The sequence below is a fragment of the Halopiger aswanensis genome (genome assembly GCF_003610195.1).
In the GTDB taxonomy this organism is placed as follows: domain Archaea; phylum Halobacteriota; class Halobacteria; order Halobacteriales; family Natrialbaceae; genus Halopiger; species Halopiger aswanensis.
Genome location: NZ_RAPO01000007.1, coordinates 38,030 through 57,871, shown reverse-complemented (window position 1 = coordinate 57,871; position 19,842 = coordinate 38,030). Strand labels below are relative to the sequence as shown.

Annotated in this window: 13 protein-coding genes and 1 pseudogene; 9 read left to right on the top strand and 5 right to left on the bottom strand. The window is 57.8% G+C overall.

Annotated elements, in window-relative coordinates; all coding sequences use genetic code 11:
* The first annotated feature begins 576 nt into the window (after positions 1–576).
* Complete coding sequence (locus ATJ93_RS21945) at positions 577–3,549, top strand: FAD-binding and (Fe-S)-binding domain-containing protein (RefSeq protein ID WP_120246802.1); 2,973 nt, start codon at positions 577–579, stop codon at positions 3,547–3,549.
* A gap of 93 nt (positions 3,550–3,642) precedes the next feature.
* Here the strand turns inward: ATJ93_RS21945 and ATJ93_RS21940 are convergent, their stop codons facing one another.
* Complete coding sequence (locus tag ATJ93_RS21940; protein ID WP_120246801.1) at positions 3,643–4,404, bottom strand: IclR family transcriptional regulator; 762 nt, start codon at positions 4,402–4,404, stop codon at positions 3,643–3,645.
* 584 nt (positions 4,405–4,988) lie between these two features.
* Positions 4,989–5,357 (bottom strand): VOC family protein, encoded by a 369-nt coding sequence (locus ATJ93_RS21935; RefSeq protein WP_120246800.1) that lies wholly within the window; start codon positions 5,355–5,357, stop codon positions 4,989–4,991.
* A gap of 141 nt (positions 5,358–5,498) precedes the next feature.
* Between ATJ93_RS21935 and ATJ93_RS21930 the strand changes: the two genes are divergently transcribed.
* Positions 5,499–6,554 (top strand): isocitrate/isopropylmalate dehydrogenase family protein, encoded by a 1,056-nt coding sequence (locus ATJ93_RS21930; RefSeq protein ID WP_120246799.1) that lies wholly within the window; start codon positions 5,499–5,501, stop codon positions 6,552–6,554.
* Positions 6,555–6,627: 73 nt separating this feature from the next.
* Here ATJ93_RS21930 and ATJ93_RS21925 read toward each other — a convergent pair whose 3' ends face one another.
* A complete protein-coding gene (locus ATJ93_RS21925) occupies positions 6,628–7,053 on the bottom strand; it encodes a PPC domain-containing DNA-binding protein (protein ID WP_120246798.1) in 426 nt (141 codons plus the stop codon).
* A gap of 136 nt (positions 7,054–7,189) precedes the next feature.
* Between ATJ93_RS21925 and ddh the strand changes: the two genes are divergently transcribed.
* Positions 7,190–8,125 carry a D-2-hydroxyacid dehydrogenase gene (gene ddh, locus ATJ93_RS21920; RefSeq protein WP_120246797.1) on the top strand — a complete coding sequence of 312 codons (936 nt, stop codon included), beginning with the start codon at positions 7,190–7,192 and terminating at the stop codon, positions 8,123–8,125.
* 115 nt (positions 8,126–8,240) lie between these two features.
* On the opposite strand, the gene ATJ93_RS21915 is transcribed toward ddh, so the two are convergent.
* On the bottom strand, positions 8,241–10,490 hold the full coding sequence (locus tag ATJ93_RS21915; protein ID WP_120246796.1) for an NADP-dependent malic enzyme: 2,250 nt from the start codon (positions 10,488–10,490) through the stop codon (positions 8,241–8,243).
* A 393-nt stretch (positions 10,491–10,883) separates the two neighbouring features.
* Here ATJ93_RS21915 and ATJ93_RS24215 point away from each other — a divergent pair, with 393 nt between their 5' ends.
* On the top strand, positions 10,884–11,090 hold the full coding sequence (locus ATJ93_RS24215) for an MOFRL family protein (protein ID WP_245977791.1): 207 nt from the start codon (positions 10,884–10,886) through the stop codon (positions 11,088–11,090).
* 205 nt (positions 11,091–11,295) lie between these two features.
* Positions 11,296–14,286 (top strand): FAD-binding and (Fe-S)-binding domain-containing protein, encoded by a 2,991-nt coding sequence (locus tag ATJ93_RS21905; protein WP_120246795.1) that lies wholly within the window; start codon positions 11,296–11,298, stop codon positions 14,284–14,286.
* Between the two features lie 220 nt (positions 14,287–14,506).
* Here the strand turns inward: ATJ93_RS21905 and ATJ93_RS21900 are convergent, their stop codons facing one another.
* Positions 14,507–14,677 carry an L-lactate permease gene (locus ATJ93_RS21900; RefSeq protein ID WP_170155630.1) on the bottom strand — a complete coding sequence of 57 codons (171 nt, stop codon included), beginning with the start codon at positions 14,675–14,677 and terminating at the stop codon, positions 14,507–14,509.
* A gap of 929 nt (positions 14,678–15,606) precedes the next feature.
* Here ATJ93_RS21900 and aceB point away from each other — a divergent pair.
* From aceB to ATJ93_RS24705, 4 genes and pseudogenes are all read left to right on the top strand, one after another.
* Entirely contained in the window at positions 15,607–16,908 is a 1,302-nt protein-coding gene (aceB, locus tag ATJ93_RS21895) for a malate synthase AceB (RefSeq protein ID WP_120246794.1), read from the top strand.
* A gap of 424 nt (positions 16,909–17,332) precedes the next feature.
* Positions 17,333–17,689: a hypothetical protein gene (locus ATJ93_RS23970; RefSeq protein ID WP_211334121.1), complete on the top strand. Its 357-nt coding sequence runs from the start codon at positions 17,333–17,335 to the stop codon at positions 17,687–17,689.
* A gap of 17 nt (positions 17,690–17,706) precedes the next feature.
* Positions 17,707–18,966, top strand: coding sequence for an MFS transporter (locus ATJ93_RS21885; protein ID WP_120246793.1), 1,260 nt, complete (start codon positions 17,707–17,709; stop codon positions 18,964–18,966).
* 79 nt (positions 18,967–19,045) lie between these two features.
* A pseudogene (locus tag ATJ93_RS24705) lies at positions 19,046–19,662 on the top strand (IS6 family transposase).
* Positions 19,663–19,842: the final 180 nt, after the last annotated feature.

The window sequence follows — 19,842 nt, the reverse complement described above, 5'->3', positions numbered from 1 at the left end:
TAACCGGTGTGTTTAAGATATACGTCATCATATCGCACGATATGCAAACGATTCAACGGTGGATCGTACTTTGCGGTACGCTGCTTAATTTTTCTGCGTTTGTCTACTCTATCTACGTCAAGTCAGTACTGTACGCGACGATCTTTCTGATCACGACCGGCTATCTTGCTTTCGTATATCGGACGAGGGTAGCGGAGAAGGGATAGTCAAGAGCGCGACTATAGTGTCGATCGTGGGAACAACCGCCCGATTTGACGACTAACAGAACGTCCTCCGGGGCTCTCGTACTGAATAGCAGCATAACAGTTATGTGTGATCCATCCACTAACCGTTACCACATGCTGGACATGCAAGCGATTGACAAACGAGTGGTGCACGCGAGAGAGCGCAGGTACTTGCAACGCTGTTTCCTCGACCTTGATTGCCGGAGCGATAACTCGACCACCACTACTCGACTGTGCACGAGTAGGGGTTGGGGAACGACGATGTGAACGCGGCACCGGTCATCGGAACCGCGAGCTATCGATCGCTTGCAGTCACAGCGAATCAACCGTATCACGGCTACGAACACAAATAATGGCGACGAAAGACAAACCAACTGATACAGACGTCGATCCGGCGGCGGACAGTCGTGCGGAGTACGATTATCGAACCGACGCAACGGAGCGGCCGGACCTCGTGAAGGCGCTAGAAGCGCGTGTCGACGGAGACGTTCGATTCGACGAATACTCGCGTGAGATGTACGCGACGGACGCGAGCGCATACGAGGTCCTCCCGATCGGCGTCGTCTATCCGACCTGTACCGACGACGTCGAAGCGGTGATGAACTACTGTGCGAAGTGGGAGATTCCGGTTCTCCCGCGCGGGGGTGGGACGAGCCTAGCCGGCCAGACGGTCAACGAAGCCGTCGTCCTGGATTTCTCCCGTTACATGAACGACGTGCTCGAGGTTGATCCGGACGCGAGTCGGGCTCGAGCGCAGGCTGGCATCACGCTTGGGGACCTGAACCGAACGCTCGAACCGCACGGGTTGAAGTTCGCTCCCGATCCGTCAACGGCCGATCGCAGTGCGCTCGGCGGTGCGATCGGAAACAATACGACCGGTGCGCACTCGCTGAAGTACGGCAAGACCGATGCTTACATTGAGGAGGTCGAGGTCGTCCTGGCTGACGGTACCGTAACGACCTTCGGCGAGATCGACGTCGAAGAACTTCGCGACCGGGCGGACCCGAACGGTGAGTTGGTCGAATGCATCTATGCCGAGATCGTCCGCATCATTGAGGAAGAGAGCAACGCGATTCTGGACGCGTACCCGACGCTGAAGCGAAACGTCTCTGGGTACAATCTGGACGTCTTGATCGAACAGGCCGAGACCGGCACCGTAAATCTCGCGAAATTGCTCGTAGGTAGTGAGGGAACCCTCGGGATCGTCACCGAGGCGGAAGTTTCCCTCGAGCCGATCCCCAACACGAAGGCCGTCGCGGTGCTCTGTTACGAGACGTTGCTCGACGCGATGGACGACGTCGACGCGATCCTCGAGCACGATCCGGCGGCCGTGGAAGTGATGGACGACGTGTTGCTGGACCTGGCTCGAAACACGGACGAGTTCGCCGATGTCGTCGGTATCCTTCCGGATCGGACTGACTCGTTCCTTCTCGTCGAATTCTACGCCGAAGACGACGCGGAGCGACGCGAGAAGGTCGAACGGCTGATCGAGGATCGGGACGGGGAACGCGCCTTCGACTCGCTGACGGCGTTCGACGAGACACGACAGCAACGCCTCTGGAAGATGCGAAAGGCGTCTACGCCGATCCTCCTGTCGCGGACCGGCGACGAGAAACACATCGCCTTTATCGAGGATATCGCCATCCCGCCCGAGCACCTCTCGGAGTACATCGTTGACTTCCAAGAGGTGATGGAGGATCACGACACGTTCGGCAGTTTCTACGCCCACGCCGGGCCCGGTTGTCTTCACGTCAGGCCGTTGGTTAACACCAAGACTGCCGACGGGGTCGATACGATGGAGTCACTCGCTGATGACGCGACCGACCTCGCGGTGAAGTACGGCGGCAGCGTCTCGGGAGAACACGGCGACGGACGCGCACGCACGCAGTGGAATCGGAAGCTCTACGGAGACCACGTCGTGCAGATCTTCGGAGAGCTGAAAACGGCGTTCGATCCGAACTGGCTGCTCAATCCCGGCTCAGTCTGTGGCGACCACGATATGACGGAAAATCTCCGGTTGGGTCCCGACAGCCGTTTCGACGCCGGATTCGACCCGGTGCTCAACTGGGACAACGAGAACGGGTTCCAGGGGATGGTCGAGCTCTGTCACGGCTGCGGCGGCTGTCGCGGCAGTCAGGAGGGTACCGGTGGCGTGATGTGTCCAACCTACCGAGCGAGCCGTGAGGAGATCACAAGCACTCGCGGCCGAGCGAACATGCTCCGGCAGGCAATGACCGACGGGTTCTCAACGGAGGAAGCGTTCAGTGACGAGTTCGTGACTGAGGTGCTGGACCTCTGTATCGGCTGCAAGGGCTGTTCGAAGGACTGTCCGAGCGAGGTCGACATGGCGAAGATGAAAGTCGAAGTCGAACACGAACATCACCAGCGTCACGGCACCTCGCTCCGCGACAAACTGTTCGCGAATATCGGCCTCCTCTCGAAGCTCGGCAGTGTGACGGCGCCGCTGTCGAACGCCGTGACCGCCATGCCGGGGACGCGAACCGTCATGGAGAAGACCGTCGGGATCGCCCGCGAGCGGTCGCTCCCGACCTTCCGCCGCGAAACCTTCGTCGACTGGTTCGAATCGCGCGGCTCCCGCGTTGATCCGGCCGACGCCGAGCGGAAGGTGCTCCTGTTCCCCGACGTCACCACGAATTACAACACTCCCGAGATCGGACGGGCTGCCGTGCGCGTGCTCGAGGCGGCGGGCGTCCACGTCGCGGTCCCGGACGACGTCACCACGAGTGGTCGACCGGCGTTCTCGAAGGGCTTTCTCGACAAAGCCAGGGAACGGGCCGAGCACAACGTGAACGCACTTGCTCCGAAAGTGCGAGACGGATGGGACGTCGTCGTCTGCGAACCGAGCGACGCCGTCATGTTCCAGTCTGATTACCGGGATCTCCTGATCGGAAACGACGTCGACGACCTCGCGGCGAACGCCTACGGCGTCTGTGAATATCTCGACGTCCATCGGCTCGACGAAAACATCGAGTTCGACGTCGCTGCGGAAGCGCTCACCTACCACGGTCACTGCCACCAGAAGGCGACGAAGAAAGACCACCACGCCGTCGGCGTCATGCGTCGAGCGGGATACGACGTCGATCCGCTCGATAGCAGTTGCTGTGGCATGGCCGGGAGCTTCGGCTACGAGGCCGAACACTACTCGATGAGCCGTGCCATCGGCCGCATGCTCTTCAGGCAGATCGACGACAGCGACGGCGACGAGGTCGTCGCACCTGGCGCATCCTGTCGAACCCAGATCGGCGACGAGTACGAAACGAAACCGCCGCATCCGATCGTGAAACTCGAGGAAGCACTCGTCTGACGAGGCGCAGCCATCGCCAGGGGTGAGCGTCGTATAGTCCGATATAACAACTCTCGAACAGGCGATCGTAAACCGGCGTTGCGACCGACGCCGCTACATCTTATATTTGTTGAGTTCGATCACGTTCGTCGCTCGGCGGAGCGGTTCGACGAAGTCGTTCGATTCCCAGTCGTCGTCGATCCGGGCCGTCGGCGCCGAAATGCTGATCGCTCCGACCACGTCCGAATTAAACCGGATCGGAGCGGCGATACAGCGGAGCCCCTCGAGGCGCTCCTCGTCGTCCACCGCGAAGCCACGCTCTTGGGTTCGTTCGAGCTCGTCGAAAAGCTCGTCACGCGACGTTATCGTTTTCGGCGTCACTTCCGGCAGTCCGTGTTGATCGATGATTTCGTCGACGCGTTCCTTCGGAAGGTGCGAGAGGATAGCTTTCCCGAACGCCGAGCTGTGCATCAGATGGTGGCATCCAATGTACGTGTCCAGATCGACCGCACGTTCTCCCTTCGCCCGACAGAGGTATACGCCCCTTCCGTCCTCTTCGATGACGAGGTGAACGAGCTCGCCTGACTCCTCGGCTAGCTCTTTGACTTTTGGTTCCGCGACCTTATAAACGTCCATCTCGCCCCGTATCTGCCCCCCGATATCGAGGAACTTGAGGCTGAGCCGGTAGGTGTTATTCTCCTTAATGACGTATCCGTGTTCCTCGAGCGTGCTGAGATGATTGTGGACGGCACTCTTCCCGAAATTGAGTTCGTCGGCCAGCTCAGTTAGCCGCGCTTCGCCCAACCGGTTGAGCGTCGAGATGATCTCCAATGACTTCTCAGTCGTGCGAACCGGGTGTTTGGCTTGTCTTCCCATACCTGGAGTGTCACAACGAAGCTCAATAAGTATTGTTCTAACATAGCAAATGCTTCCGCAACCGCGTCCGAAAATCAGCCGCTGGCAGTCCGTACGTTCGTCCGCGAACCAGTTGACCCTAACCGCGCTCGTAGCCACGTATCGGCGGTGTCGTAGCCCCGACTGTGGATTCGTTTTATCGATTCTGATATAGAGAAATCCAGACTAACTAGTCGATTTTCGCTCATAGCGTTCAATATGATTGCCGTGTTTTACATAAGTACTGGTGTATATATTTCTCTTCTCATTAAGAGCAAATATATTCGATGGATGGAATCCCATTGATAATTAGTGATATAGAGAACGTCGAAGTACTCTGGATAATATCTTCCTATTTGAGTTTGACACTATCTGTTATTACGGTCGTATGGCCGTATTACGGAGTCAATTGGCTTCATCCGTTCGCATTACGGCTCACAGTATAGTAAACGGGGTCTGAAATAGAGAACGAAGGTGTGGGGTCGGCGGTTTGCGCTGGTCTCAATTATGGCCCCCTCGTCTGCGGTCGAACACTACCCGGCGTAGGATGATCCCGAGGATCGGTGTTACTCGAGCGGTTCGACCAGTTCAACTGTTCGGCCATCTGGATCGATGACGAAGGCCGTTCGCGCGCCGGCCTCGGGTTGATCGCCCGGTTCCTTCTCGACCCCGTAGTGGTCGATCGACTCAAAAACCTCGTCGACATCGTCGACGCCGATGGCAAGGTGGTCCCACGCCGTCCCGGGCTCGAACTCCTCCTCACCGTCGGTATCCGAAAGCTGGAGTTCGATCCCGTTTTCGTCTGCGATGTATCGGTTCGTCGTCTTGCCGTCCGGCGTTTCGAACTCCCAACTCTCCTCGAATCCAAACTGTTCGTAGAATTCGATTGTCTCCTCGGCGTCGGAGACATTGATGTTGATATGGATGAGCTCCATACATCGTTCACCTATCGACGGCTGCATAAATCCGATGGTATCTCTCGGACCGGTAACGATGCCGTCGACACCGGAGACGTGTCGGTTGCAGTGTCCCTTCAGCCCCACAGGATTTTTATCGGTCGCCGGAGATCACCGTGTATGGCCTACGAAGTGGCGAGTATCCCAGGTGACGGTATCGGACCGGAAGTCGTGGACGCAATCCAACCGCTCCTTGAGGACGTGTCATCGGCGTTCGGTGTCGAACTCGAGATGACTCGATACGAGTGGGGTTCCGAACGGCATCTTCAAGAGGGGGCGATGATGCCCGACAATGGACTCGACGAACTGGCAGGATACGACGCGATCTTGCTCGGCGCAATCGGACACCCCGACGTCCCGGACCACGTCACGTTGAACAACTTGCTACTCCCGATCCGGAAGGGATTCGATCAGGCGATCTGTAAGCGGCCGGCGATCCTTTTCGACGGCGTCGAAAGCCCTCTCGAGGAGTACAGCGGTGGCGATATCGACTTCGTCGTCTACCGCGAGAATACGGAAGGGGAGTACGCTGATATGGGCGGACAGGAACACCCCGGACACAACCACGAAGTCGCCGTTCAGAGCGCGGTGTTTACTCGAACGGGGACCGAACGGATCGTCCGCGCCGCCTTCGAGGCTGCGACCGAACGCAACGGGAAGCTCACCAGCATCACAAAGTCGAACGCACAAGCCCACAGCATGGTGTTCTGGGACCAGATCGTTGAGGAGATCGCGGCGGAGTACCCCGAGGTGACGGTGGAACGCCTGCTCGTCGACGCGGCGAGCATGGACTTCATTCGCCGCCCGGAGGAGTTCGATGTCGTCGTTGCCTCTAACCTCTTCGGCGATATTCTGACGGATATCGGCGCGATCATTACCGGGAGCATGGGTCTCGCACCCTCGGCGAATATCAACGTCTCGGGCGAGTATCCGTCGATGTTTGAGCCGGTACATGGCAGCGCACCCGACATCGCCGGCGACAGCGTCGCGAACCCGCTGGCGACGATCCTCTCGGTCGCGATGATGCTTGATCACCTCGGCGAGGCAGAGGCAAGCGACGCGCTCTGGGCCGCCGTTGAGGAGCAGTTGGCCGATTCGGACGCGCCCCGAACGCCCGACCTCAGCGGATCGGCTCGGACGGAAGATGTCGTCGCGGATCTGCGGACCCGGATCTAGCGAGTCGGATGTCTTGCGTAAAAATATCCCACATATCGAGCGGCCGATAGCTCGGCAACGTGGCTGTGTCGCGTTACTCGTTGAGCCAAAGATCGAGTCCGGTCCGCTCGTGGGGGGTCCGTTCTAGGGTTTCGTCGAAGGCCCGGAGGTGGACTTCGCCAGCGAACACCGTTGCCGAGTCGAGGTGACCGGCGAGCGTTTCGCCGTCCCGCCGCGAGAGGACAGCGTGTGTGTGCGCGAAGATATCGTCGTCAAGCTTGGCAACGTTCCCGACACATGCAGCGACCTCGAGCGGTTCGTCGAACGTCACCGACCGGTACGTTTGCTCGTTTTGATCGTAAAACCAAATCTCTGCTTCCTGCACGGCGCCCATCGCGTTGAACCAGCCGGCCTCGACATCTTCTTCGCGGGCAAGTGCTTCAATCTCGCTTCGCCAGTCGTTCCCCGTCTCGAGTCGCGCGAGGTACTCACGCGTCGGATTTACTTCTCGGTACTCCATGTTTGACGAAGCGATATATTAGCCGAAAAAGATTACGGTCAGGTGTCCGACCAGTCTCCCCTTTTCTTTTAGTTCGAGTCCGAATGTAACAGAATATTACATAATATTCAAAGTAGTTCCTTAAAAATACGTAGACATGGGCCGGCCAGACCTCGATCAGTTGTACGTGCACGAATCGGTCGAAAACGTGATCCCCAAGGAGGCGTTCGTCGACGCGTTCGACGACCTTTCGATTCCGACTGCACTCGTCGGCGACGGTCACGAATTTGGTCGGACCGACGCCATCGCGACGTACGTTCCTCGACCGGAGTTTCTAGATGCCGGATGGGTTCATTGTATTCGAGCCGGGTATGATGAGTTCGATACCGAGGCATACGAGGACGCTGGCGTTCGACTGACGAACAGTACCGGCATTCACGGGTCGACTGTCGGCGAACTCGCACTCAGTTTCATGCTTTCGCTCGCCCGACTGGACCATCGATACCGCGATCACCAAAATCAGCGCACTTGGTGGGAGCCGCCGTACGACCGCCCGTTCACGATCGAGAACGAACGCGCCTGCGTAGTCGGACTCGGAACGATCGGTAAAGCAATCGCGACACGCTGTGATGCCATGGGTATGGAGGTTGTCGGCGTTCGTCGCTCTGACGAACCGGTACCTGGTGTCTCCGATATCTTCAGTCCCGATGAACTTCACGAAGCGATTGAAGACGCCAGATTCGTCGTTCTCACTGTCCCCCATACGCCGGAAACAGACGGCATGTTGAGCGACGAGGAGTTTGAACTGATGCGCGATGACGCATACGTGATCAACGTCGCTCGCGGTCCGATCGTCGATGAGGACGCATTGGTCGACGCCCTCGAGGACGACGAAATCGCGGGTGCGGGACTCGACGTGTTCGAAACGGAACCGCTACCGGAAGCGTCGCCGTTGTGGGATTTCGACGAGGTGATCATCTCGCCTCATAAGGCCTCCGCGACGAACCGGTATCACCTTGATCTCGCCGACCTTGTCATGGAAAACGTCCACCGATATCAGTCGGGGGATCTGCTCAAAAATCGGGTGGCTTGAGCCGAACGGGATTAAGGGCACATATTTCTCGGAACGGAGTGACTGTCGACGCGAGTACCCCTCGTGTCGGTTCGATGCCTTTCGAAATCACGGCATCAACTCGTCGAATCAGCCGTCACTCGCCCCGTCGCTGGGCGTCGACGACGGCGACCGCGGCGAGATTGACGATATCTTTGACCTCGTCGCCCCGCTGCAGGACGTGAACCGGTTTCTCCATCCCGACGAGCATGGGCCCGATCGCTTCTGCACCGCCAATTCGCTGGAGGAGTTTGTAGCCGATGTTCCCCGATTCCAGGTTCGGGAAGACGAGCACGTTCGCCGGTTTGTCGAGCTCGGAGAAGCCGTAGGTGCCCTCGAGGATGTCTTCAACGACGGCAGTGTCTGCCTGCATTTCTCCGTCGACCGGGAAGTCGACTTCAACATCGTCCTGCAGGAGGCGAGCGGCTTCCCGTGGTTTACGAGTCCGCTCGTTATCGACGCTACCGAAATCGGAGTAGGAGAGCATCGCCGCTCGTGGCTCGACGTCGAAGCGGCGGGCGAGTGCGGCCGTATGGCGGGTGATCTCCGCGAGCGTTTCAGCATCTGGATCTTGGTTGACCGTCGCGTCGGCAATGAAGACGACTCGGTTGTTAACGGTGAGCAGATACACGCCGGCGGCGGTATCCTCGCCGGTCCCGATCACCTGTAGGGGAGGCCGGAGCGCTGACGGGTAATGGTGGGTGAGTCCGGTGAGCATCGCATCGGCGTCGCCGCTGTCGACCATGACGCTACCGAGGTAGTTCGTGTCGTTCTCGATCAGGTCCTCGGCTTCGCTTCGGGTTACGCCTTTTCGCTTGCGGCTCTCGTACAGCTTGTCCGCGTACTCCTCGTAGCCGTTCGTCGACGGATCCACGATGTCGGGATCGTACTCGAGACCGAGTTCTCCGACGGTCTCCTGAATGGTGGATTCGTCACCGAGCAGCACTGGATCGCCGATCCCTTCGTCCGCGATCTGGTAGGCTGCCCGAATCATCTTTTCGTCCTCGCCTTCAGCCAGCACCAGCCGCTTCGGATCGCTCTTGGCCTTGTTCAGGACCACACGCATCATTTCGCGGGACTTCCCGAGACGCGCTTCTAGTTGCTCCCGGTACTCCTCGAGGTCGATTTCGATCCGCGCGGCGCCGCTTTCTATTGCCGCGCGTGCCACGGCTGGGGCGACTTCGAACAGCACGCGCGGATCGATCGGTTTGGGGAGAATGTACTCCGGACCGAACCGGAGGGGCTGATCGCCATAGGCCTCGATCACGGCGTCAGGGACGTCCTCGCGGGCGAGTTTGGCGAGTGCTTCAGCGCAGGCGACCTTCATCTCCTCGTTGATCTCGGTTGCCCGGACATCCAAGGCGCCGCGGAAGATGAAGGGGAACCCGAGGACGTTGTTGACCTGGTTCGGGTAGTCTGAACGTCCAGTGGCCATGATGACCGTATCGTCGCGAGCCTCCTTGGCTTCCTCATAACCGATTTCGGGATCCGGATTCGCCATTGCGAAGATGATCGGTTCCGAGGCCATCGAGCGGACCATGTCCTGCGAAACGATGTCGCCGGCCGACAGCCCGACGAAGACGTCAGCGCCCTCCATCGCGTCCGCCAGCCCTCCTTCCGGGAGGTTACGAGCGAACTGGCGCTTGAACTCGTTTATCTCCGGGGCACGGTCCTCAGTGATGATCCCTGTCGAGTCGCACATCGTGATGTTCTCCTTCCGGACGCCGAGCGAGACGTAAAACCGTGCCGTCGCGATTGCGCTCGCCCCGGCGCCGGAAAAGACGACCTCGAGATCCTCGAGAGGCTTCTCGACCACTTCGGCGGCGTTGAGAAGTGCCGCTCCGGAGATGATTGCAGTGCCGTGCTGGTCGTCGTGGAAGACGGGAATCGACATCTCCTTGCGGAGGCGCTCCTCGATCCTGAAACACTCGGGGGCCTTGATGTCCTCGAGATTGATTCCGCCGAACGTCGGCTCCATCATCTCGATTGCCGCCGCGAACTCGTCGGGGTCGTCCTCGTTGAGTTCGATGTCGAACACGTCGATATCGGCGAAGCGCTTGAAGAGGACGCCTTTGCCCTCCATCACGGGCTTCGACGCCTGGGAACCGATATCTCCCAGCCCGAGGACGGCGGACCCGTTCGAGACGACGCCGACGAGGTTGCCCTTCGCCGTGTACGAATACGCGTCGTTCGGTTTCTCATCGATGGCCCGACAGGGGCCGGCGACACCGGGCGAATACGCCAGCGAGAGGTCCCGCTGGGTGTTCGTCGGCTTCGTGGTCGAGATTGCTATCTTTCCGGGCGGATCCGCCGCGTGATAATCGAGTGACTCGTCCTCAAGGGACATGGATGGCTATATATCGAACTCCCTGATAAAGATAGCGTCTCGTGGGTTTCTGGCGTTTCTTGATGGTCAAAATCGGTTGCCATTCTCGCTGTGATTATCGCTCGACGATTTCGGCTCAAACGCTTTATGAGAGATGGTGTCATGTTTCATCGGATCCGCTGCTGGAGTCCGTGTACACGCACGTGATCGGAATCGTGTGAACCGCGCTCAACGCGGTTCGCGATGTCGTAACTGGAAGGAGATACGAGTCCCCTCGTCCTTTCGTCTCGCGTACGTAGGGAGGCGAGTGAGGCGGCACTTGAGCAAGTCGCGACCGCTGAGGAGTATTGCAGGACCGGAACGCCCGTCGAACCACCGGCGGTACTCGTCACGGCAGAGAAACGACAGTCACGCTTGACGAGAAGCACGTTTCGGTGGGCCGAACCAAGAGTTCGTTCTCAGCGGGTAAGCGACGCTCATTCCAAGAGGATCATAGTCGCGAGCGTCGATACCGACGGCATCGATGGCGGAACCGACGCTGCCGGTGCCGTCGCGGCTCCGTCGGACGTTACGCGCGAGGAAGGGCGTGCAGCCCTCGCGAACAACGTTTCCAGCTTTTGAGACGGCCGATTCGATCGGCTACACGGGGCCGACTGGGACGGACGTCAACGACCTGCGAGTAATCGTTGTTGAGTGGTAGGATTGACTCCATACGAATCAAGACGGGCCCGATTTCGTTTCTGTGCTCCTATCCCTTGGTTCTGAATGCCGCGAGAGGCATACCCAAACACAGGATTTATCATAATTGATGTCAGAGGTAAACATAATGGCTGTCGAGAAGCCCCAAGGCGATCTCAGTAACTACGAAAGGTTTAGGGACGAACTTGAGCACGACTACGAGGACGTCAGCGAGTACGCCAAGCTCGCTTCAGATCTTCGTGATGTAGTTAAGGGTGAAGTTCGATTCGACGAGTACGCTCAGGTCTTGTATGCGACCGACGGGAGCATCTATAAAGCGCGGCCGGCGGGCGCCGTTCTCCCTCGTGACGTCGAGGACGTGCAAAACGCAGTGCGGGTCGCGGCCGAACACGACGTTCCGATTATCGCCCGCGGCGCCGGTTCGTCGCTTGGCGGACAGGCGGTCGGTCCGGGCTGCGTCGTACTCGATATGTCGACGTACATGGACGATATTCTCGAGATCGATCCCGAACGGCATCGGGCACGAGTGCAGCCGGGTGTCGTTCAGGACCACTTCGACGAAGCGGCCGCCCAGTACGGCCTCAAGTTCGCTCCGGATCCCGCGTCATCAAATCGCGCGACGATCGGCGGCGGGATCGGAAACAACTCAACTGGGGCCCACTCCGTCCGATATGGGATCACCGACGCCTACACTGAGGAGTTACGAGTCGTCCTCTCGGACGGCTCGCTAATCCACACTCGAGAGGTCGTCCTCGACTCGGAGGAGTGGGAGGAGATCGTTTCGAAGGACGATCGTGAGGCCGAAATCTACCGCACCGTCCGATTGCTCGTCGAGGAGAATGAGAATGAAATCGAGGCGCGGTATCCTGACCTCAAGCGCAACGTCTCCGGGTACAATCTCGACAGGGTGATCTACGAAAACGAGGACAACGAGGAGGTTATCAACCTCTCGAAACTGTTCGTCGGCGCGGAATCGACGCTCGGCGTAGTTGTCGAGGCTGAGATCAGTCTCGTAACCCTTCCGGAGGAAACCTCTCTCGTGCTCTACTGTTTCGAGGAGCTGATTGACGCCCTCGAGGCGGTCCCCGAAGCGCTCGAGTTCAATCCTAGCGCGGTCGAATTGATGGACAACGAGGTATTTCGGCTTGCCCGCGAATCCGAACAGTTCTCCCGCTACGAGGAGCCAGTTCCGGAGGGGACGGAGGCCGCCCTCATGCTGGAGTTCGACTCCGAACTCTACGACGATCTCGAGGCGCCGATCCGGCAGACGAACGCGCACTTCGTTGACGACGGGGACGCCTTCGAGGCGATTGAAGCCTACAGCGATAAGGACCAAAACAGACTCTGGAAACTCCGAAAAGCGGCCATTCCGCTGCTGATGAGCCTCGAGGGGAATCCGAAGCCGTATCCTTTCATTGAGGACGCGACGGTTCCGCCCGCGGAACTCGCCGAGTACGTCGAGAAGTTCATGGACGTTCTCGATGAGCATGACACCTCCGCGGCGTATTTCGCGCACGCAGGGAGCGGGACACTCCACATCCGCCCCATTCTCAATCTCAAGGAGGACGAAGGAATCCAGACAATGCAATCGATCACCGAGGACGTGACTGACCTCGTCCTCGAACACCACGGGTCGTTCTCCGGAGAGCACGGCGACGGCCTCGCCCGTACGGCGTTCAACCCGAAAATGTACGGTGAGGACCTCTGGGACGCGTTCAAAGATGTCAAATCCGCCTTCGATCCCGACTGGCTGATGAATCCGGGAAAGGTCGTCTTCCGCGAAGAGAACCCGACCGACATGCGCGAGAACCTCCGGTACGGCGCGGCTTACTCCTCGATCGAACCCCAAACGAAGCTCGACTTCTCCGACGAGGGCGGTTTCTCTCACCTCGTCGAGCTCTGTAACGGTTGCGGCACGTGCCGACAAACCGACGACGTGATGTGTCCGACATATCGCGGCATGAAAGACGAGATCGCGACGACCCGCGGCCGCGCGAACATGCTCCGGGCGGCGATATCCGGTGAAATCCCGGAGGAGGAGCTGTATTCCGACCGATTCCAAGAAGAAGTTCTCGATCTTTGCGTCGGCTGTAAGGGCTGCAAGAGCGACTGTCCGACCGGGGTCGATCTGGCGAAGCTGAAAGCAGAGACAAAACATCAGTACCATGAGCGCGAAGGGATCGGTCTGCGAGAGCGCTTGTTCGGCAACATCAATACGGTCTCGAAGATCGGAAGCGCGCTTGCCCCGCTCTCGAACTTCGGTCAGAAGCTACCAGGAAGTGATTTCGTGATGGAGAACGTTTTCGGAATCGCACCCGAGCGCGAACTCCCGTCGTTCGAGCGAGAATCCTTGCAGGACTGGTACGCCAAGCGCGGACCGCGGGTCGACCCGGCGGACGCCGACCGCAAAGTCGTGCTCTTCCCCGATACCTACACGAACTACAGCTACCCCCGGGTCGGGAAAGCAACCGTCCGCGTGCTCGAGTCGGCGGGCGTCCACGTCGCGATTCCCGACGACGTCGCCCCGAGTGGCCGTGCAGCGTTCTCGATCGGGATGCTCGACGCTGCCGAAACCCGTGCTCGGACGAACATCGACCTGTTCACCGATTACATCGAGCAAGGATATGAGATCGTCGCCGTCGAGCCGTCCGATGCCGTCGCGTTTCAGGATGATTACCTCGATCTGGTGAATACCCCCGAAGCGGAGCGGGTCGCCGAGCACGCGTACGGCGTCAGTGAGTACATGGACACGTATCGGCTCGTCGAGCGACTTCCCCTTGATGACACCGACGAGACCCTCGCGTACCACGGCCACTGCCATCAGAAGGCGACCGGGAAGGATCACCATGCCGTCGGCGTACTCCGCCGTGTCGGCTACACGGTCGATCCGATCGACTCGAGTTGCTGTGGCATGGCCGGGTCGTTCGGCTACGAGGCGGAACACTACGATATCTCGAAAGCGATTGGCGAACAGCTCTACGAGAAGCTTGACGAGAGCGACGGCACGCCGGTCGCACCGGGCGCCTCATGCCGGAGTCAGATCGGTGATCGTGACGCCCGAGACGAGAAGCCTCCGCATCCGATCGAAAAGGTAAATGAACTGCTCACGAGCCCGTAAGAGCGGTCGAGAGCCTTTCTTTTAGCCGTCATACGCAGACGTGTTCGGTTCGAGCTGATACCACCAGTCAGTTCGAAGGAAGCCTTTTCGCGGTTCGTCGGCAGTTGGTTCGACGGCAGCGGGACGCGAGGGAATCCGGATCCGCTACTGTGTCATTTCCTCGGATCGAGATCCACCCCCTCTCGTAGACTGTATCCTCGAAAAAATCCGATTGAGAGTGTTAGAAAACGTCGAACACGACTGGGAAGATGTCCGGCAGGACGTAGACGAAAACTAGCGCCCAGAACCCGCCGAACGTCGCGTAGTAGATCAACGGAATCAAGTTCAGTCGCATGATGCGCCCTTCCTGGCCCACGAGGCCGACCGTCGCCAACGCCGCGATAACCAACATAATAAGTATAATGGTTGTTCCATACAAATATATTCTCTGTGGCACATTACGGATCAGGTGGACAGAAACAACTGTAGCGTGTACAGCCGAATCACCCGCGTCACGAAGCGGACTTCCGTCCATCCAGAGTGAAATGAAGGCGTTCTGTTCCAGCGTACCGATCCCGTCGATTAGACTGAATGGAATTGATCGTTAACTGTCTGTTCGAGGTGGAATTGGCACAACAATAGGTATCGCTTCCGATCCGCTGATCACATAGACTGCGCTGCGGCGACGGTGTAGTGCCGAAACCGCCGCTTCGAGCCGCGGAAGTCTTCTACGATGTATTGCCGGTTCCGCCGGAGTCCGAAGACCCAAGCTGATGGGCGGAGCGGCACGCAACCTCGACGAGCGAGACGATTCTTAAGCCCGGGCAGTCATCGAGTGTCTCTGTGACCGTATAACTCGGTCGCCCGATCGGTATTGATATCGTGTCTTGTACCTGTCAAGATATTAGAACGGGAACAGGGTAGTGCTGGTTTTTCCTCAACCGAGCACACGTGACCGTCTTTAAGCCGGATCGTTCTCACATAGAAAATCATGCTGTATAGGACTTCTCGGAGCAATTTTCCGGGGGAATTACGATAGTACCTGTGTAAATTACTGTGTATAGCAGGGTTTTCTAGTAGTACATCGCGTTCGAACCGAAGACCATTCTTCTGAAATAGAGAACAGGAAGTATATTTCATGTTCGTCCAGATGGAATAATATTGTGGCGTCTATGATTCTGCTACGAGAATCCTAAAGATTCCTTCTGCTACTTAGCCCGTTTGCCCACAGACTACTCCGAACGGGAGAGTTTGATTGGATATCACGAGTATCTCGACTGTCCCTTGTACAAAGGTCGGTAACTTTAATAGTGAGGGAAAGATTGTTCTGAAGTGATTGCGATGGTTACTGAACGCAAACACGACAGAGCGTTCGTTCGAACGTTCTTTACCACTCCGACCGCGGTGGATGAAGACGACACAGCAAAGATGCTTCGCCGAGCGATCGACCTCCGTGGAATGGAGGCGCCCGATGTTTGGGTGCCCGACAACGAGGACGCTACCGCTCCGTCGATGCGGGATGAGGGTGTCGAGAATATCATCGAGGTCGTCTCCAAAGACGGTGCCGACTTTCCCAGTGAGATCCATCCACGCGTCGTTTGGCACCGCGACAGTCCATCAACGCGATATCAGGGTTTCCAACAGATGCTCGAGATCGCCGACCCTGAAAACGGAGCGGTCGAATATATCGACGGGTTCGTCATCCCGGAAGTGGGCGGAATTGACGATTGGAAGAAGGCCGACGAGTTCTTCACGATCGTCGAAAACGAGCACGGCCTCGAGGAAGGAAGTCTGAAGATGTCTGTTATCGTCGAGAGCGGCCAGGCCGAGCTCGCGATGGGGAAACTGCGCGAGGAGATGGGCAAGCCCGAAAACAACCTCGAACGGTTGTTCATGCTGGTCGACGGCGAAGTCGATTACACGAAAGACATGCGCGCGATTACGCCGACCGGTAAGCTCCCGCCGTGGGCAGAACTCCGCCATAACACCTCGCGCGGAGCCAGTGCTGCAGGTTTAATCGCGGTCGACGGACCGTACGACGACATCCGGGACGTCGAGGGGTACCACGAGCGCATGACCGAGAATCAGGCGAAGGGGATGCTCGGAATCTGGTCGCTGACCCCCGGGCAGGTCGTCGAAGCCAACAAGGCACCGCTTCCGCCCGAAGAAGGAAGCTGGCTTCTCGAGGTCGGGCCCAAACAGGTCGAACTGGACGAGGAGGACGGGACGTACCGCTACTCGGGCTCACGCCTCTCGCTTGAGGAAACTGACGGCGGATACATCCTTCGTGTCGGCGGTGACGAATACGAACTCGACGAAGGCGAACTCGAAGAAGAACTACTAGATCGGGCCGAGTATGTCCCGAGTATGAACGATATCGTCGACTCCATGGAAGAGTTCGAAGCCGCAAAAGAGGCGGGCCGAGGTGCGATTGCCATGGAGCGTGCTGCTACGCTGGTCATCGACGGGATTGAAGTCGATATCCAGAACGATCGCATGTGGGACGAAGCCACCTATCAGGCTGCAATGACTCCGATTACGCTCTTCCAAGACGTGTACGAAAATCGTCCCGATCAGCACGAGGATCTCGCCGAGATGTACAGCGAAGATGTTGTCGAACGTGCGATGGAGGTCGGAAATTAAGCTTTTGACCTCCTTCCCTAGCTGAACAGTAGTTGCCGATGTGGCTAATCGACGATCGTCGTTGTAATCATTGTCTTGTATGATCGAGACGGCTGAAACAACGCAGGTGACGACGATGCGAGCGGCAACGGGACTGCCACCGCTGCGCTGCTCGAGGCCGTCCAGACCGTCCGTTGTTAGACCTGTGGCAGCGAGGTCTAGCGCTGCGAAATCGGGGTGACGATCGAACTCCTCCACTCGCTCCAGGAGAAGAAACTGAGCAAGCGCGACAACCTCGTGGATCGAATCGCTGTGCGCCGAGCACGGGGAGATCAAGCAGACGGAACGGAAACGTGAACGGCACCGAGAGCGACTGATCAACGTCCAAAACGGGATCGATCGCCGCGAAAGCCGCTTCGAGGGCCTGACCGAGCAGCAGGGAGAGGTGGAAATTGAGACCGACGAACTCGAGGTGCTGCGCACGCGCATCGATCGGATCGAGCGCGAGGCCGCCGAGTCATTCAACGAGCACATGGACACCGACCTCGACATCCCCGAATACGAGACCACCGACCGGATCTGGATCGAACACGTCGGTCAGACAGTCCGCGACGGCCTTCGCCCTCCACATCGTCCGCAGCACCGATGCGGACAGCACCTACGCAAGGTGGTTGAGTATGGGAGGCCGATTGAGGGGTCACCGAGTTGGACAGAATGCGGCTGGGGAAGAGACGCAAGGGCGCCTCAAACTCTGTCACTGTACGATCGAAAGAAGTTAAAAGAAATCCAGAGAATTATCTGACTGATACTGTACACTATATGAACGCGAACGATAAGTCAATCGTCGGATTTGTAATGATTTCGCATGCAGTTGTTCACACCTACGAGCTGTCGATTCCGATCTTGATGGTCATCTGGCTTGGCGAGTTCAGCGTTAGTACGGCCGTGCTTGGGGCCGTGGTCTCGGTCGGCTACGGGCTCTTCGGAATTGGTGCCCTCCCTGCTGGCGTCCTGGTTGATCGGTTCGGTTCGCGGGAACTGATCCTTGTTTGTCTCGCCGGGATGGGCGGATCTTTCCTTCTGTTAAGTACGGCCCAGGGTATCAAGATGATCTCGATCGCGCTGTGCCTCTGGGGAATCGCCGCCAGTATTTATCATCCATCGGGACTCTCCCTGCTCTCAACGGGCGTCGAACAGCGAGGCACCGGTTTTGCCTACCACGGAATAGCCGGGAATTTCGGGACCGGTCTCGGGCCGCTGATTACCGCTGTATTGTTGTTGTTTTTCGACTGGCGGCTCGTCACATCCCTCCTCGTCGTTCCGGCGCTGATTGCGATCGGGTATGCGTTGTCAATCAGTTTCGACGAGACAGCCGCCATACAAGCGGATGGTGGCGATTTCGGAGCCGATCGGAACGGCCCAGGATCGCTGTCAGAGTTCGTCACGGATAGCCGTCGACTGTTCACGGCCAGTTTCATAATTGCGCTCCTCATCGTTATGATGAGCGGTCTGTTCTATCGAGGTACCTTGACTTTCCTGCCGGACGTTTTGAGCGGTTTCCTTCCTGAAATCGCTGAACAGCTCCAGCTGTTCGATCCGAACAGCCCGATAGCTGAAGAATTCGATCCTGCATCGTATCTCTACGTCGCCTTGCTAATGGTAGGGATGGCCGGCCAATACGTCGGCGGCAAACTCACTGATCGGATCCCCATGGAACTCGGGCTTGCAGGGATCTTCAGCTCTCTTGTTGCGGTCGCCGTGCTGTTTGTCCCCGCGGCTGAGGCGGGTCTAGCAGCGCTGGTCGTTATTAGTGCGGTGCTGGGGTTCCTCCTGTTCGCCGTCCAGCCAATGTACCAGGCGACCATCGCCGAGTACAGCCCACCGACCGCTCGTGGTCTCTCCTACGGATTCACGTACGTCTGTGTCTTCGGCATTGGGGCGCTGGGGGCAGCGATCGCTGGTTATCTTCTTGACGTCACATCTATTATGGGAACCTTCGTAATACTGGCGGTATTTCCTGTGATTGGTACTGTCCTCGCAATTTTGCTATACCGGTCCGATACCGACGCCACATCGTAGGACTGAGATATTGGATGACTCGGCACAGTCTAGTTGAGTCAGCTTGAGAAGTGAACAGATCGTACTATTGAGTTGGTTGATGTCCGCAGACCTGCTCAGTGAGAGCTATGAAGAGGAGTTAGAAGGATCTTAGGAAAACGAGCGGACGGCGAACGCCCTGATGGGCGTCGCCGTCTGCCTCCACCAGACCGGTGGTTCGCTACGGGAGTCAACAACGACTCTCGCGGAATTAGGATTTGAACGCTCTCACGGGCCGGTCTAGAACTGGGTTCATCGACTGACAGCGGATGCGACCCGCCGACAGCGTCGCCGTCGTGGGCCACTGTTAACGAAATTGCTGTCAATATCAACGGCGAGTAGTCTTGTCTGTATGTTGCAATAGATACCGTGAAGTTGATTCTTGACGTTGCGCTGATTAATCAACATGGCACTGATCCGGCGGCTGTGTTTCTGCGGAAATTTCGCGGGTAACACGACCTCTCCGAGGCTGAGTTTCTTGTTGATCAATTTGATTATCGGGTTGCCCTCTCTCGAGTTGGACTGAGCAGTCAGGACAGCGATACCGACCGAAACCGATTCAAAGAGTGGCTTTACACGCTCAAAATACGTATCAACTGCTTTCATAATTGGTGGGTGGGCAGTCGGGCGAACCTCTGCTAGTAGATTGAATAGTTCGTGCATTACTACATACACTAGAGACTGAATCAAGCTCTCGATGGAAACGTACCAGTCAATGGGGTGCAAAACTATGTAGTTCCCTGTGGTCGATATTCTAGCGTAACTGATATAACTTGATAATTTAGGGGTGTGACATTATGTTTATAGATAAATGCGTCTGGCAGCGTTCCGATTCCCCTGTTTTCCTATTGAAATGGT

What these genes read in the sequence shown, in the direction of transcription:
- aceB (WP_120246794.1), top strand. Translation starts at nt 15,607, where the DNA reads ATGGTTACTGAACGCAAACACGACAGAGCGTTCGTTCGAACGTTCTTT.
- ATJ93_RS21940 (WP_120246801.1), bottom strand. Translation starts at nt 4,404, where the DNA reads ATGGGAAGACAAGCCAAACACCCGGTTCGCACGACTGAGAAGTCATTG.
- ATJ93_RS21885 (WP_120246793.1), top strand. Translation starts at nt 17,707, where the DNA reads ATGAACGCGAACGATAAGTCAATCGTCGGATTTGTAATGATTTCGCAT.
- ATJ93_RS21945 (WP_120246802.1), top strand. Translation starts at nt 577, where the DNA reads ATGGCGACGAAAGACAAACCAACTGATACAGACGTCGATCCGGCGGCG.
- ATJ93_RS21905 (WP_120246795.1), top strand. Translation starts at nt 11,296, where the DNA reads ATGGCTGTCGAGAAGCCCCAAGGCGATCTCAGTAACTACGAAAGGTTT.
- ATJ93_RS21925 (WP_120246798.1), bottom strand. Translation starts at nt 7,053, where the DNA reads ATGGAGTACCGAGAAGTAAATCCGACGCGTGAGTACCTCGCGCGACTC.
- ATJ93_RS21935 (WP_120246800.1), bottom strand. Translation starts at nt 5,357, where the DNA reads ATGGAGCTCATCCATATCAACATCAATGTCTCCGACGCCGAGGAGACA.
- ATJ93_RS21900 (WP_170155630.1), bottom strand. Translation starts at nt 14,677, where the DNA reads ATGTTGGTTATCGCGGCGTTGGCGACGGTCGGCCTCGTGGGCCAGGAA.
- ATJ93_RS21930 (WP_120246799.1), top strand. Translation starts at nt 5,499, where the DNA reads ATGGCCTACGAAGTGGCGAGTATCCCAGGTGACGGTATCGGACCGGAA.
- ATJ93_RS21915 (WP_120246796.1), bottom strand. Translation starts at nt 10,490, where the DNA reads ATGTCCCTTGAGGACGAGTCACTCGATTATCACGCGGCGGATCCGCCC.
- ddh (WP_120246797.1), top strand. Translation starts at nt 7,190, where the DNA reads ATGGGCCGGCCAGACCTCGATCAGTTGTACGTGCACGAATCGGTCGAA.